Source organism: Pseudomonas sp. FBCC-B545 (genome assembly GCF_059134095.1).
The window spans coordinates 565,604-581,061 of sequence record NZ_CP101441.1 but is presented as its reverse complement, the minus strand read 5'-3'; the positions used below and the strand labels follow the sequence as shown (position 1 = coordinate 581,061).

Sequence of the window (15,458 nt, the reverse complement as noted above, 5' to 3'; positions counted from 1 at the left end):
TGGCCTGGCAGCCGACCGCTTGTCCCGAAGCTTCCAGCTAGCAGCTTGAAGCTTGTAACGTGAAGCTGCCCGGAGGGCTCCCTATGAGCTATGTGATCGACCGACGCCTCAATGGCAAGAACAAGAGCACGGTAAACCGCCAGCGTTTCCTGCGGCGTTACCGTGACCACATCAAAAAGGCCGTCGAAGAAGCCGTCAGCCGCCGCTCCATCACTGACATGGAGCATGGCGAACAAATCAGTATCCCGGGGCGGGACATTGACGAGCCGGTGCTTCACCACGGCCGCGGCGGCAAACAGACCGTCGTGCACCCCGGCAACAAGGAATTCACCACCGGCGAACACATCCAGCGCCCACAAGGTGGCGGTGGCGGTAAAGGCCCGGGCAAGGCCGGCAACTCCGGGGAAGGCATGGATGAATTCGTATTCCAGATCACCCAGGAAGAATTCCTCGAATTCATGTTCGAGGATCTGGAATTGCCAAACCTGGTCAAGCGCAACCTGACCGGGACCGACACCTTCAAGACCGTGCGCGCCGGGATCAGCAACGAGGGTAATCCATCGCGCATCAACATCATCCGCACCTTGCGTTCAGCCCATGCACGGCGCATCGCCCTGTCTGGCAGCAGCCGCGCCAAACTAAAGCAGGCCAAGGAGGAGTTGGCGCGCTTGAAGCGTGAAGAACCGGATAACTTCGGCGATATCCAGGAAATCGAGGCAGAAATAGAGAAACTCAGCGCGCGCATCCGCCGCGTACCATTCCTCGATACCTTTGATTTGAAATACAACCTGCTGGTCAAACAGCCCAACCCCAGCTCCAAGGCCGTGATGTTCTGCCTGATGGACGTGTCCGGCTCCATGACCCAGGCGACCAAGGATATTGCCAAGCGTTTCTTTATCTTGCTGTACCTGTTCCTGAAACGGAACTACGACAAGATCGACGTCGTGTTCATTCGCCATCACACCAGCGCCCGGGAAGTGGATGAAGAGGAGTTCTTCTACTCGCGGGAGACCGGCGGCACCATCGTTTCCAGTGCATTGAAGCTGATGCAGGAGATCATGGCCGAGCGCTACCCTGCCAACGACTGGAACATTTACGCCGCCCAAGCTTCCGACGGCGACAACTGGAACGACGACTCGCCGATCTGCCGTGACATCCTGATCAACCAGATCATGCCGTTTGTGCAGTACTACACCTACGTCGAAATCACCCCCCGTGAGCACCAGGCCCTGTGGTTCGAGTACGAGCGCATCGGCGAAGCCTTTGCCGATACGTTCGCCCAGCAGCAACTGGTCTCGGCCGGCGATATATACCCGGTCTTCCGTGAACTCTTCCAGCGCAGGTTAGTGACATGACCGCCAAAAAAGAGAACAAGCGTCAACCCATTTCCACCGGTTCCGAGTGGACCTTTGAATTGATCCAGGCCTATGACCGGGAAATCAGCCGTATTGCGGCGGGTTATGCCCTGGATACTTACCCCAACCAGATTGAGGTCATCACCGCCGAGCAAATGATGGATGCCTATGCCTCCGTGGGCATGCCGTTGGGTTACCACCATTGGTCCTATGGCAAACACTTCCTCAGTACCGAGAAGTCGTACACGCGAGGACAGATGGGCCTGGCTTACGAGATCGTGATCAATTCCGACCCTTGCATCGCCTACCTGATGGAAGAAAACACCATCTGCATGCAGGCGTTGGTGGTGGCTCATGCCTGCTATGGGCACAACAGTTTTTTCAAGGGCAATTACCTGTTTCGCACCTGGACCGACGCCAGCTCGATCATCGATTACCTGGTGTTTGCCAAGCAGTACATCATGCAGTGTGAGGAACGCCACGGTATCGATGCGGTGGAAGACCTTCTGGACTCCTGTCATGCCCTGATGAACTACGGGGTCGACCGCTACAAACGCCCCTACCCGATTTCCGCCGAAGAGGAACGCCTGCGCCAAAAGGAGCGTGAGGAGCACCTGCAGAAACAGATCAACGACCTATGGCGCACAATCCCCAAACGTGCCGGCAAAAACAACGACAAGGACAATGCGCGCTTCCCCGTCGAACCTCAGGAAAACATCCTCTATTTCCTGGAAAAACATGCTCCGCTGCTGGAGCCTTGGCAGCGGGAAATCGTGCGCATCGTACGCAAGATCGCTCAGTACTTTTATCCACAGCGCCAGACCCAGGTGATGAATGAAGGCTGGGCGACTTTCTGGCATTACACGCTGATGAACGATCTGTACGACGAAGGCTTGGTCACTGACGGCTTCATGATGGAGTTCCTTACCTCCCACACCAGCGTGGTGTTCCAGCCCGGCTTCGACAGCCCGTATTACAACGGCATCAACCCCTATGCCCTGGGCTTTGCCATGTACCGCGACATCCGCCGCATGTGCGAACACCCCACGGAAGAAGATCGCCGCTGGTTCCCGGAAATCGCAGGCAGCGACTGGTTGTCGACCATCAAGTTCGCCATGAGCAGCTTCAAGGATGAGAGTTTTATCCTGCAATACCTGTCACCTCAGGTGATTCGCGACCTCAAGCTGTTCAGCATCCTCGATGACGACCTCAAGGACGATCTGGTGGTCCCGGCCATCCACGACGAACCGGGGTACCGCATCATCCGCGAAACCCTGGCCGCCCAGTACAACCTGGGCAATCGCGAACCTAACGTGCAGATCTATAGCATCGATGTGCGCGGCGACCGTTCGCTGACCCTGCGTCACCAGCAGCATGATCGCAAGCCTTTGGGCGAATCCACCGAGGAAGTGCTCAAGCACCTGCATCGACTGTGGGGCTTTGACATCCACCTGGAAACGCTACAGGGCGATCAGGTCATGAAAACCCATCATGTGCCGCCACGCAGCGATCACAACGACAATGACTACGGCCGCCTGGACATGGCCGTCGTTCATCTCTGAAGCAGCAAAGCCTCCATTGGCCAGGCGCAGGCGTTATCCTGTGGCGCTAATGGAGGCTTTTTCATGAAAATCTACAAAGTCGGCGGCGCCGTGCGTGATCGCCTTCTGGGCATCAAGGTCACCGATATCGACCGCGTCGTCGTCGGCACAACCACCGAGGAAATGCTCGCCAAAGGCTATAAGCCGGTGGGCGCCGATTTCCCCGTATTTCTCGATCCGAAAAATGGTGATGAATACGCCCTTGCCCGCACCGAACGCAAGAGCGGCAGGGGTTACGGTGGCTTTGTGTTTCACGCAAGCCCCGAGGTCACCCTGGAAGAGGACTTGATCCGTCGTGACCTGACCATCAACGCCATGGCGGAAGATGACGATGGCAACCTGACCGATCCTTATCACGGCCAACGCGATCTTGAAGCGCGTATATTACGTCACGTTTCCCCCGCGTTCGCCGAGGATCCGCTCCGCGTGCTGCGCGTTGCCCGCTTTGCCGCGCGTTATGCACACCTTGGCTTCAAGGTCGCACCCGAGACACTCGAGCTGATGCGTCAACTCAGTGATTCCGGCGAACTCGAGGCCCTTACCCCCGAACGCAGCTGGAAAGAAATCTCACGGGCGCTGATGGAAGATCAGCCCCAGGTATTTATCCAGGTACTGCGCGACTGCGACGCACTGAAAACCCTGATGCCGGAGGTAAACGCGCTGTTCGGTGTGCCCCAACCCGAGGCTCATCATCCGGAAATCGATACCGGCGTTCACACTTTGAGCGTGCTGGAACAAGCCGCTTTGCACAAACAACCGCTGACAGTGCGCTGGGCCTGCCTGCTGCACGATTTGGGCAAAGGCCTGACGCCTGTGGATAAGTTGCCGCAGCATATTGCCCACGAACACCGCGGCTTAAAGCTGATCAAGGCGGTAAACGAGCGCTTCAAGGTGCCCAGGGATTGCCAGGAATTGGCCTTGCTGGTGGGCGAATTTCATACCCACGGCCATCGCGCACTGGAACTCAAAGCCTCGACATTACTGGAATTACTGCAGAGTTTTGACCTGTACCGGCGGCCGCAGCGCTTCGAAGAGTTTGTAGTGGCCTGCGAAATGGATGCCCGGGGCCGCAAAGGCTTTGAACAACGCAGTTATCCACAGGCAGATTATTTGCGCGGCGCGGCAAAGGCTGCACGCGAAGTACCGGTTGCACCATTGCTGGAAAAAGGTTTCAAAGGCCCAGAGCTGGGAGCGGCACTCAAGCGCGAACGGCTGAACGCGCTGAAAGCCTACAAGGAACAACACAAGCCTGTGTAGGAGCGAGCTTGCTCGCGAAAAACGTCAACGATAAGGCAGCGCCCTCAGGTTTTTCGCGAGCAAGCTCGGCTCTTACAAGAGAGCTTGCGGCGTCAGTTGTCGGCCTTGCCACTCAAAGCCGACAGGCGCCAGCACCTGGTCGATCTGCGCATCGCGCCACAGCTCGGCCATTGTCTTGCCTGCCTCAGGGTGCATACGATCCGGCGCCATCATCGACAGCGGCCACAATACAAAAGCGTTTTTCAGGATTTCTGCCCGTGGCAGGATCAATCCATCGAAATTACCTACCAAATCGCCATACAGCAACACATCGATATCCAGCGGCAGGCCCTTACGGTTAGGCGCATAACGGCCATTATCGGCCTCGATGAATTTCAATCGGCGATCCAACTCCAACAACGGCAGGTCGGTATAAGCCGACACCACCAGGTTGAAAAATGGCCCGCTCTTGATCCCCACCGGCTGGCTTTCGAACACCGCTGAACAGCGCATATCCGTCAAGAACCCCGCCAGCGCATCCAGGCCGGCGCATAGACGGCTTTCGCGCTCAACATTGCTGCCAAGCCCAAGGTAAATCTGAGTCAACGACATCCGCGCTCGATCTCCACGCCCACGCCCTTGGCAGCCGGCACGGCGCCTGGCTTGGTCAATTTGAGGTGCAGCCAGGGAATCTGGAATTCGCTCATCAGCACCTCGGCCAAGCGCTCGGCGAAGGTTTCCACCAACTGATACTGGGACTGCTCGGCAAAAGCCTGGATACGCGCGGACACGCTGGCGTAATCCAGCGCCAGCGCCAGGTCATCACCTGCAGCGGCCGGGCGATTATCCCAGGCGAAGCTCAGGTCCAGGCGCAAGCACTGCCGGATCCCGCGCTCCCAGTCGTAGGCCCCGATCACGGTGTCGACTTCCAGGCCTTCGATAAACACTCTGTCCAAGTACTCTTCTCCGCAGCACGACAAGGGCGCGATGCCCCGTTAGAATCAGGGCATCCTCGCCCGGAATAGTTAGCATGTTTTGGTCACTGGCGATTCTCGCCTACCTGCTCGGCTCGCTGTCCTTCGCCATTTTGCTCAGCCGCCTGACGGGAAACCCCGACCCGCGAATGAGTGGCTCAGGCAATGCCGGCGCCACCAATATGTTGCGCCTGGCCGGCAAGAAACTTGCCGTCCTGACGTTGCTGGGCGACGTGTGCAAGGGCTTGCTGCCCGTGCTGATCGCCAGCCTCCTCGGCCTTACCTTGCAACAGCAAGCCTGGGTGGGCGTGTGCGCCGTCCTGGGCCACCTGTTCCCGCTGTACTTCCGTTTTCGCGGCGGTAAAGGCGTTGCCACAGCGGCCGGTATGCTGCTGGGCATCTACCCACCGGCCGCGTTACTGGCCATGCTCGCCTGGCTGCTGACGTTCTACCTGACCCGAACCAGCTCGCTGGCCGCGCTGATCGCCACCCCGCTGACCCTGCCGCTGTTGGCCTGGCAGGAACCGCAGGCCTTGCTGCCGATGAGCATGCTGACCCTGCTGATCGTCTGGCGTCACCGCGGCAATCTACGCGACCTGTTTGCAGGGCGCGAACGGCATTTTTAAATCCGCCCTTGCGTCGGCTCTTACAACGGCGGCAACTGTTCCATTGGCCAACGTGCCTGCACGCTGATCGCCAGGCTTTCGTGCTGTCCGGCCTGCAAGCGCTGGCAACCGGCATAGGCGATCATCGCGCCGTTATCAGTGCAGAACTCAGGGCGTGCGTAGAACACATGACCATTCATGTCGCCGAGCATTTTCTCCAAGGACACGCGCAGTGCCTTGTTGGCACTGACGCCGCCAGCAATCACCAGCCGCTTCATACCCGCCTGCTTCAGGGCGCGCTTGCACTTGATGGTCAAAGTCTCCACCACGGCCTGCTGGAACGCCAGAGCGATGTCGCAACGGGCTTGTTGACCGTCGTCCCCGGCACTGACGTTCTGCTGCCAGGTGTTCAAGGCGGAGGTTTTCAAACCGCTGAAACTGAACATCAGGCCAGGGCGATCACACATCGGACGCGGGAAGGTGTAGCGCCCGGCCACGCCTTTCTCGGCAAGACGGGCGATTTCCGGGCCACCTGGATAATTGAGCCCCATCATCTTCGCAGTTTTATCGAAAGCTTCGCCGGCGGCGTCGTCCAGGGACTCGCCCAGCAAGGTGTATTGGCCGATACCATCGACCTGAACCAGCTGCGTATGGCCGCCCGAAACCAACAAAGCGACGAACGGGAACTGCGGTGGTGTTTCTTCCAGCATGGGCGCCAGTAAATGGCCTTCCATATGGTGCACGCCAAGAGCCGGAATGCCCCAGGCAAAAGCCAGCGCCTGGGCGCAAGAGGCCCCAACCAGCAGGGCTCCGACCAATCCAGGGCCCGCAGTGTAGGCGATGGCATCGATCTCGGTCGCCACACAATCGGCCTCGTCCAGCACCTGGCGAATCAACGGCAGCATGCGCTTGACGTGATCACGGCTGGCAAGCTCCGGCACCACGCCACCATAGGCGCGGTGCAGGTCGATCTGACTGAACAGCGCGTCGGCCAAAAGCCCGCGTTCACTGTCGTATAGGGCGACGCCGGTTTCGTCGCAGGAGGTTTCAAGTCCCAGTACTAGCATGGGTTTGCGCCTTGTAGAGGCTGAATTCGAAGGCGCGCATGATAGTCCCCGCTCCCCCTCCCGACTAGCGGTTTTCGATCAGAGGCTTTGCATTCCGGGCAATGAGGGGTTAACATCCGCAACCCTTAAAAACCGACGACCTCAGCCGCGAATTTTTTGCGACGAGAACGTTGATTCCCGGTAATGAAAGAAGGTAGCTCTGGATGCCAGCCGTCAAAGTAAAAGAGAACGAACCCTTCGACGTAGCTCTGCGTCGTTTCAAGCGCTCCTGCGAAAAAGCCGGTGTTCTGGCTGAAGTTCGTAGCCGCGAATTTTATGAGAAGCCAACTTCTGAGCGTAAGCGTAAAGCAGCAGCCGCTGTTAAGCGTCACGCCAAGAAAGTTCAGCGCGAACAGCGCCGCGCCGTTCGTCTGTACTAATACACAGACGTTCGTAGCAAGCTTCTGCCAAGCCCGGCCCTCAGCCGGGCTGTTGGCATTTGCGGATATCGCTTGATGCTTCACCGTCGACGCCGCACATGCGACCGAGACACTGCTTCAAACGTCAGGGCTGGCTCTTTTGCCAGCGGTGCACGTCTCTTCTGACGAGCCTAACAAGGCTACTGACGAGCACACCTATTCTTCAAGCAGGCGATCAACTGTGTCGGCTGTGCCCATCGATGCGTTTCCGTGGCCCTCATTGGCCAAGACCGGACGCCCGGGCAACATTTCCATGCCGAAGACTGATCAGAAACTACCGTCAGTGAATGCTCGGCAGATACACTTTCCTGACAACCCAAGCAGACGATGATGATCGAGCACTCGATACGTGCGCTTGAACACTTCACGGGCCCTCATTTACACGCAGTGATGACGAGAACGCCATGGCCGGGCTGATTCCCCAGAGCTTTATTGACGACCTTCTGAACCGCACCGACATCGTCGATGTTGTCAGCTCACGCGTACAACTGAAAAAAGCCGGCAAGAACTACACCGCCTGCTGCCCGTTCCATAAAGAAAAAACCCCATCGTTCAGCGTCAGCCCCGACAAGCAGTTCTATTACTGCTTCGGTTGCGGTGCCGGCGGCAACGCCCTCGGCTTCCTGATGGACCACGACAACCTGGACTTCCCCCAGGCCGTCGAGGACCTGGCCAAAGCCGCCGGCATGGAAATCCCCCGCGAAGAAAGTGGCCGCCCGCACAAACCCAGGCAGCCCACCGACTCGCCCCTGTATCCGCTGTTGACGGCCGCTGCCGATTTTTATCGCCAGGCCCTCAAGAGCCACCCGCAGCGCAAGGCCGCCGTCGATTACCTCAAGGGACGCGGCCTCACTGGTGAAATCGCCCGCGACTTCGGCCTCGGGTTCGCCCCACCAGGGTGGGACAATCTGTACAAGCACCTGAGCAGCGATACCCTCCAGCAAAAAGCCATGATCGATGCCGGCCTGTTGGTGGAGAACGCCGAGACCGGCAAGCGCTACGATCGTTTTCGCGACCGGGTGATGTTTCCGATCCGCGACAGCCGTGGCCGTATCATCGCCTTTGGTGGCCGCGTTCTCGGTGACGACAAGCCCAAGTATCTGAACTCCCCGGAGACTCCGGTGTTCCACAAGGGCCAGGAACTCTACGGCCTGTTCGAAGCGCGCAAGAACAACCGCAACCTCGACGAGATCATCGTGGTTGAAGGCTACATGGACGTGATCGCCCTGGCCCAGCAAGGCCTGCGCAACGCGGTGGCAACCCTCGGCACCGCCACTAGCGAAGAGCACTTGAAGCGCCTGTTTCGCGTGGTACCCAGCGTGCTGTTCTGCTTCGACGGTGACCAGGCCGGCCGCAACGCCGCCTGGCGCGCGCTTGAGGCCACGCTGTCGAGCCTGCAGGACGGGCGGCGCGCACGTTTCCTGTTCCTGCCCGAAGGCGAGGACCCGGACACACTGGTGCGCTCGGAAGGCACCGACGCGTTTCGTGCGCGCATCAATCAACATGCGCAGCCACTGGCGGATTATTTTTTCCAGCAACTGACCGAAGAAGCCGACCCGCGCTCCCTCGAGGGCAAGGCCCATATGGCCACCCTCGCCGCACCGCTGATCGACAAGGTCCCGGGCGCCAACTTGCGCACCCTGATGCGCCAGCGCCTGCTGGAGATCACCGGTTTGAGCGGCGAAGCCGTAAGTCAGCTGGTGCACAGCGCACCACAGGATGCACCGCCGGCCTACGACCCTGGCATGGATTACGACGCCATGCCGGACTATGCCGACTTCCATCAACCCCAGGAGGCCTTTGCGCCCCAGCAGGAGTGGACGCCAAAGAAACCCGGCGCCGGCGGCAAGAAATGGGACAAGAAACCCTGGAGCAAGAACGGCAAGCGCGGCGATCGCGATGAAGCCTACGCTCCACGCACGCCGGTGGCGGTAGAAGCCCCGACACTTATTGCGCTGCGTACATTGATTCACCACCCGCAATTGGCCGGCAAGGTTGAGAGTGCCGACCATTTTGCCAACGAGAGCAACACCTATGCCCAGGTGCTGATTGCCCTGATCGAGGCGGTGCAAAAAAATCCTAAGCTAAACTCAATTCAGCTGATGGCTCGCTGGCATGGCACGGAACAGGGCCGTTTATTGAAAGCCCTGGCGGAAAAGGAGTGGCTAATTGACGGAGATAACCTTGAACAACAGTTTTTAGACACCATTAATAGGTTATCCGCGGGTCAGCATACGCAGACCCTCGATGAGCTCATCAAGAGAGCCAGGCAGCCGGGATTGTCGGCTGAAGAGCAAATTCAGATAGCAAAACAGATGCGCGACCTCTTAAAACAGAATGTTTCCGCATCAAACCCGACCTCAGCTGGCGTGTGAGGTCATAGCTCGGGTATAATCCTCGGCTTGTTTTTTGCCCGCCAAGACCTTCAGTGGATAGGGTGTTATGTCCGGAAAAGCGCAACAGCAGTCTCGTATCAAAGAGTTGATCACACTAGGTCGTGAGCAGGGTTACCTGACTTACGCGGAGGTCAACGACCACCTGCCTGAGGATATTTCAGATCCAGAGCAGGTGGAAGACATCATCCGCATGATTAACGACATGGGGATCAACGTATTCGAAGTCGCGCCAGATAAGGACTCCCTTATGCTGGCCGACGCTGATACCGACGAGGCCGCCGCTGAGGAAGCTGCTGCCGCGCTGGCTGCAGTAGAGACCGATATCGGCCGCACGACGGACCCTGTACGCATGTATATGCGTGAAATGGGTACCGTCGAGCTGCTGACACGCGAAGGCGAAATCGAAATCGCCAAGCGTATCGAAGAGGGCATCCGTGAAGTGATGGGCGCAATCGCGCACTTCCCTGGCACGGTTGACCACATTCTCTCTGAGTACACCCGCGTCACCACCGAAGGTGGCCGCCTGTCCGACGTCCTGAGCGGTTATATCGACCCGGACGACGGCATTGCGCCGCCTGCCGCCGAAGTACCGCCGCCGGTCGACCCGAAAGCGCCGAAAGCGGACGACGACACCGACGACGACGAGGCTGAAGCCAGCAGCGACGAAGAAGATGAAGTCGAAAGCGGTCCGGACCCTGTTGTCGCGGCCCAGCGTTTCGGTGCGGTTTCCGATCAAATGGAAATCACCCGCAAGGCTTTGAAGAAGCACGGTCGCGGCAACAAGCAGGCAATTGCCGAGCTGATCGCCCTGGCTGAGCTGTTCATGCCGATCAAGCTGGTGCCCAAGCAGTTCGAAGGCCTGGTTGAGCGTGTTCGCAGTGCCCTTGAGCGTTTGCGTGCCCAAGAGCGTGCAATCATGCAGCTCTGTGTGCGCGATGCGCGTATGCCGCGTACCGACTTCCTGCGCCAGTTCCCGGGCAACGAAGTTGACGAAAGCTGGACCGACGCACTGGCCAAGGGCAAGGCGAAATACGCCGAAGCCATCGGTCGCCTGCAGCCGGACATCATTCGTTGCCAGCAGAAGCTGATCGCGTTGCAGACCGAAACCGGTCTGACGATTGCCGAGATCAAGGACATCAACCGTCGCATGTCGATCGGTGAGGCCAAGGCCCGCCGCGCGAAGAAAGAGATGGTTGAAGCGAACTTGCGTCTGGTGATCTCCATTGCCAAGAAGTACACCAACCGTGGCCTTCAGTTCCTCGACCTGATCCAGGAAGGCAACATCGGCCTGATGAAGGCGGTGGACAAGTTCGAATACCGTCGCGGCTACAAGTTCTCGACTTATGCCACCTGGTGGATCCGTCAGGCGATCACTCGCTCGATCGCCGACCAGGCCCGCACCATCCGTATTCCGGTGCACATGATCGAGACCATCAACAAGCTCAACCGTATTTCCCGGCAGATGTTGCAGGAAATGGGCCGTGAACCGACCCCGGAAGAGCTGGGCGAACGCATGGAAATGCCTGAGGATAAAATCCGCAAGGTATTGAAGATCGCTAAAGAGCCGATCTCCATGGAAACGCCGATTGGTGATGACGAAGACTCCCATCTGGGTGACTTCATCGAGGACTCGACCATGCAGTCGCCAATCGATGTTGCCACCGTTGAGAGCCTGAAAGAAGCGACCCGCGACGTGCTGTCCGGCCTCACTGCCCGTGAAGCCAAGGTACTGCGCATGCGTTTCGGCATCGACATGAATACCGACCACACCCTTGAGGAAGTCGGTAAGCAGTTTGACGTGACCCGCGAGCGGATTCGTCAGATCGAAGCCAAGGCGCTGCGCAAGTTGCGCCACCCGACGCGAAGCGAGCATCTGCGCTCCTTCCTCGACGAGTGATACCAGAACCCCCGGCCCAGGCCGGGGGTTTTGTTTTGAATAGATAAAATTCGTCGCAACCTCCCTCCCCTGAAATGCCCGTCTACACTCGATTCATTCCCCGTGCCATAACGAGACCGTTATGCCCAGATTGCCGACCGTGTTACTACTGTCGCTGCTGACCTGGACCGCAACGGCTGGCGCGTTGACTCTTACGGATGATGAGCGTAGCTGGTTGACGGACCATCAGGAGCTGCGCCTTGGCGTGGATGCGTCGTGGCCACCTTTCGAATACCGTGATGAAAACAGCCGTTACCAGGGCCTGGCCGCTGACTATGTACGCCTGATCCAGGACCGCCTGGGTGTGCGGATCAAGCTGATCGAGCCAGCCAACTGGACCGCTGCGCTTGAACAAGCCCGGAGCAACCAGCTCGACCTGCTACCCGGCATCATGTCCACCCCGGAGCGCCAAAGCTTTCTGGCCTTCACACGTCCCTACCTGGACTTTCCCATTGTCATCCTTGCCCATGAAGGTGGCGCGAAACCACGCAACCTCAAGGACTTGTACGGCCTGAAAATTGCTGTGGTGGAAAACTACGCGCCCCATGAGTTGCTGCGTACCCACCATCCGGACCTGAATCTCGTCGCAATGCCCAACGTCAGTTCGACGCTGCAAGCGCTGGCCACCGATGAGGTGGATGCGGTAGTCGGCGACCTGGCCTCCAGTGTCTGGAGCCTGCGCCAACTCAAACTCGATGGCTTGTACGTCAGCGGTGAAACGCCCTACCGCTACCAATTGGCGATGGGCGTCCCGCGGGATGAAAAAATACTGGTGGGCATCCTGGACAAAGTCCTCGCAGACCTCAGCCCAGCCGAAACCGAAGCGATCCAGCAACACTGGGTCGGCAGCTTCACGGATCACCGCACCCTCTGGGCGGACCTGCTGATGTACGGCCTGCCAGCGGTGTTGCTACTGAGCACCGTGTTGGCGGTGGTCATTCGGATCAATCGCCGGCTCAGCTCGGAAATCTCCCGTCGGGTCGCCCTTGAGCAAGAACTGCGTAGCAGTGAGTACCACTATCGTGGCCTGGTGGAGAGCTTGTCTGCCATTGCCTGGGAAGCGAGCATCAGCGACTTCACCTACAGCTATGTGTCACCCCATGCCGAAGACCTGCTCGGCTATCCCCGCGCCCATTGGCTGATTCCAGGCTTCTGGCGCAATATTATCCACCCCGCTGACCTGACCCAAACCGAGGCGTATTGCTACCGGGAAACCCGTGCCAATCGCGATCATAGCGTCGACTATCGCGTCATCACCGCTGATGGCCGCTGCCTGTGGGTCCGCGATATCGTGAGCCTGATCGAACATGGCCATGAACCAGTGCTACGCGGCTTGATGATCGACATCAGCGAAGCCAAGCGCACCGAAGAAGCCCTGCAACTGTCCGAGCAGAAGTTTGCCTCAGTGTTTCAGCAATGCCCGGACATCCTAGTGATTGCGCGGCTGTCCGATGGCTGCCTGCTGGAGGTCAATAAGGCATTCGAGGACCAGATTGGCCTGAGCGCCAACGAGGTCATAGGCAAAACTGCCACTGAGCTGAATATATGGGACGTTCAAGGTATTGGCCCGGATTTGCTGCACCGGGTGCAGACCACCAGTATCCGCAACCTGGAAATGCAATTTCTGCGCAGCAACGGCCAGGCATTTACCGGGCTGATCTCAGCTGAGCCCTTCCAACTCGACACCACCGAAGCGCTGGTGGTGGTGGTGCGCGACATCACTCAACTCAAGGAAACCCAACAGCGGCTGCAAACCTCCGAAGAGAAATTCGCCAAGGCGTTCCACGCCTCCCCTGATGGCTTGCTGCTGAGCCGCCAGAGCGATGGACTGCTGATCGAGGTAAACGAAGGTTTCAGTCACCTGACCGGCTTCACCAGCGCCACCTCACTGGATCAATCAACTTCGGACCTGGGCATCTGGGTCGACCTCAATGAACGTAAGCACATGCTGGAGTTGATGCATCGCGACGGCTTTGTCCGCGATTTCGTCTGCCATATCCGCCGCGCTGACGGCCAGATTCGTCTCTGCGAGGTGTCCAGTCGCCCGCTGCCCATTGGGGACGACGATTGCATGCTGACCATCGCCCGGGACATCACCGAACGCCAGTTAATGCAGGAAAAACTGCAACAGGCCGCCACGGTGTTCGAAAGCACCGCCGAAGGCGTCTTGATCACCGACACCCGACAGAACATCAGCGCCGTCAATCGCGCCTTTAGTGAGATTACCGGCTACAGCGAGACCGAAGCCCTCGGCCATACCCCACGCCTGCTTGCCTCCGGCCTGCATGACAGCGCGTTCTACGCGGCCATGTGGCACCAACTGACGGCCCACGGTCACTGGCAAGGCGAAATTTCCAACCGCCGCAAAAACGGCGAGGTGTATCCAAGTTGGCTGACCATCAGCGCCGTGCGTAACCGCGACCAGTTGATCACACACTTCGTGGCCGTGTTTGCTGACATCTCCAGCCTCAAGCTGGCCCAGGCACGCCTGGACTACCAGGCCCACCATGACCCGTTGACCGGCCTGCCCAACCGCACCCTGTTTGAAAATCGACTGCAGGCCGCCCTCAACGGCCAGCAGGAAAGCGGCAAACAGGGTGCCGTGTTGTTTCTCGACCTCGACCGCTTTAAACACATTAATGACAGCCTCGGCCACCCGATCGGCGACCTGCTGCTCAAAGACATCGCCGTACGCCTCAAGGAGCAATTGCGGGACGTGGACACCGTGGCCCGCCTGGGCGGCGATGAATTCATCATCCTGCTTCCCGGCTTGCAGCAGGCCAGCGATGCCCAGCACCTGGCGAATAAACTGCTCGATTGCTTTACACCGCCGTTCCAGGCCGCAGAGCACGAGTTCTTTATCAGCGCCAGTATCGGCACCAGCCTGTATCCACAGGACGGCACCGACGTTGCTACCCTGGTCAAAAACGCCGATGCCGCGATGTACCGCTCCAAAGCCAAGGGCCGCAACCGGGTCGAACACTACACCCGCGACCTGACAGCCCAGGCCAATGAACGCGTGGCGCTGGAACACGAACTGCGTCGCGCCATCGAACGTGACGAATTGAGCCTGTGTTACCAACCCAAGCGCAGCCTGGTGACCCAGGAACTGATCGGCGCCGAAGCCTTGATCCGCTGGCACCACCCGACCTTGGGCGAAGTCCCGCCCGAACACTTTATTGCCCTGGCCGAAGAGAACGGCATGATCCTGCAGATTGGCGACTGGGTACTGGAACAGGCCTGCCGCCAGCTGTACCTATGGCAACAGGCTTTCGACGATTTTGGTCCACTGTCGGTCAATCTTGCTGGCGCTCAACTGCGTCACCCCAAGCTGCTGTCACGCATCGAACAGTTACTGCGCGATTACCGCCTGGAACCCGGCTGCCTGCAGCTGGAGATCACTGAAAACTTCATCATGAGCCAGGCAGAGGAAGCCCTGGGGGTGCTGCATCAACTCAAGCGCCTGGGCGTCCAATTGGCAATCGACGATTTCGGCACCGGTTATTCGTCCCTCAGCTACCTCAAGCGCCTGCCCCTGGACTTCCTCAAGATCGACCAATCCTTCGTCCGAGGCCTGCCCGATGACCCCCACGACGTCGCCATCGTGCGCGCCATCATCGCCCTCGGCCACAGCATGCAATTCACCATCATCGCCGAAGGTGTGGAGAACACTGCACAGCAAGCCTTTCTCGCCGCAGAAGGGTGCGAACAGATGCAAGGCTACATCGTCAGCCTGCCCCTGCCACCGGCGCTTTTTGCCGCAAACTTCCTTCGTACAAGGCAGGAGGATTTTTCGGATGGCACAGTGAAGAAACCATCGTTATAATCCG

General features: G+C 58.8%; 11 protein-coding genes. 8 read left to right on the top strand and 3 right to left on the bottom strand.

Annotated features, from left to right (window positions below; translation table 11 throughout):
• The first annotated feature begins 83 nt into the window (after window positions 1–83).
• From NMB39_RS02660 to NMB39_RS02650, 3 genes are all read left to right on the top strand, one after another.
• Window positions 84–1,355, top strand: a complete 1,272-nt coding sequence (locus tag NMB39_RS02660) for a YeaH/YhbH family protein (protein WP_057022944.1) — start codon at window positions 84–86, stop codon at window positions 1,353–1,355.
• Entirely contained in the window at window positions 1,352–2,917 is a 1,566-nt protein-coding gene (locus NMB39_RS02655) for a SpoVR family protein (protein WP_046069795.1), read from the top strand. The genes NMB39_RS02660 and NMB39_RS02655 overlap by 4 nt, the downstream gene beginning before the upstream one ends.
• A 63-nt stretch (window positions 2,918–2,980) precedes the next feature.
• Window positions 2,981–4,213 carry a multifunctional CCA addition/repair protein gene (locus NMB39_RS02650; RefSeq protein ID WP_057022943.1) on the top strand — a complete coding sequence of 411 codons (1,233 nt, stop codon included), beginning with the start codon at window positions 2,981–2,983 and terminating at the stop codon, window positions 4,211–4,213.
• A gap of 72 nt (window positions 4,214–4,285) precedes the next feature.
• Here the strand turns inward: NMB39_RS02650 and folK are convergent, their stop codons facing one another.
• Window positions 4,286–4,804, bottom strand: coding sequence for a 2-amino-4-hydroxy-6-hydroxymethyldihydropteridine diphosphokinase (gene folK / locus NMB39_RS02645; RefSeq protein WP_464006646.1), 519 nt, complete (start codon window positions 4,802–4,804; stop codon window positions 4,286–4,288).
• Complete coding sequence (gene folB, locus NMB39_RS02640) at window positions 4,795–5,148, bottom strand: dihydroneopterin aldolase (RefSeq protein ID WP_046069798.1); 354 nt, start codon at window positions 5,146–5,148, stop codon at window positions 4,795–4,797. The genes folK and folB overlap by 10 nt, the downstream gene beginning before the upstream one ends.
• 74 nt (window positions 5,149–5,222) lie before the next feature.
• Here folB and plsY point away from each other — a divergent pair, with 74 nt between their 5' ends.
• A complete protein-coding gene (gene plsY / locus NMB39_RS02635) occupies window positions 5,223–5,792 on the top strand; it encodes a glycerol-3-phosphate 1-O-acyltransferase PlsY (RefSeq protein ID WP_057022941.1) in 570 nt (189 codons plus the stop codon).
• Between the two features lie 20 nt (window positions 5,793–5,812).
• Here plsY and tsaD read toward each other — a convergent pair whose 3' ends face one another.
• Window positions 5,813–6,838, bottom strand: a complete 1,026-nt coding sequence (tsaD, locus tag NMB39_RS02630) for a tRNA (adenosine(37)-N6)-threonylcarbamoyltransferase complex transferase subunit TsaD (protein ID WP_494339640.1) — start codon at window positions 6,836–6,838, stop codon at window positions 5,813–5,815.
• Window positions 6,839–7,041: 203 nt separating this feature from the next.
• On the opposite strand from tsaD, the gene rpsU reads away from it, so the two are divergent.
• The 4 genes from rpsU (at window position 7,042) to NMB39_RS02610 (ending at window position 15,454) form a co-directional block, all read left to right on the top strand.
• Entirely contained in the window at window positions 7,042–7,257 is a 216-nt protein-coding gene (gene rpsU / locus NMB39_RS02625; RefSeq protein WP_002551877.1) for a 30S ribosomal protein S21, read from the top strand.
• Between the two features lie 443 nt (window positions 7,258–7,700).
• Complete coding sequence (dnaG, locus tag NMB39_RS02620) at window positions 7,701–9,671, top strand: DNA primase (RefSeq protein ID WP_057013928.1); 1,971 nt, start codon at window positions 7,701–7,703, stop codon at window positions 9,669–9,671.
• A gap of 67 nt (window positions 9,672–9,738) precedes the next feature.
• Window positions 9,739–11,589, top strand: a complete 1,851-nt coding sequence (rpoD, locus tag NMB39_RS02615; RefSeq protein WP_367236743.1) for an RNA polymerase sigma factor RpoD — start codon at window positions 9,739–9,741, stop codon at window positions 11,587–11,589.
• A gap of 121 nt (window positions 11,590–11,710) precedes the next feature.
• On the top strand, window positions 11,711–15,454 hold the full coding sequence (locus tag NMB39_RS02610; protein ID WP_367236742.1) for an EAL domain-containing protein: 3,744 nt from the start codon (window positions 11,711–11,713) through the stop codon (window positions 15,452–15,454).
• Window positions 15,455–15,458 lie beyond the last annotated feature (4 nt).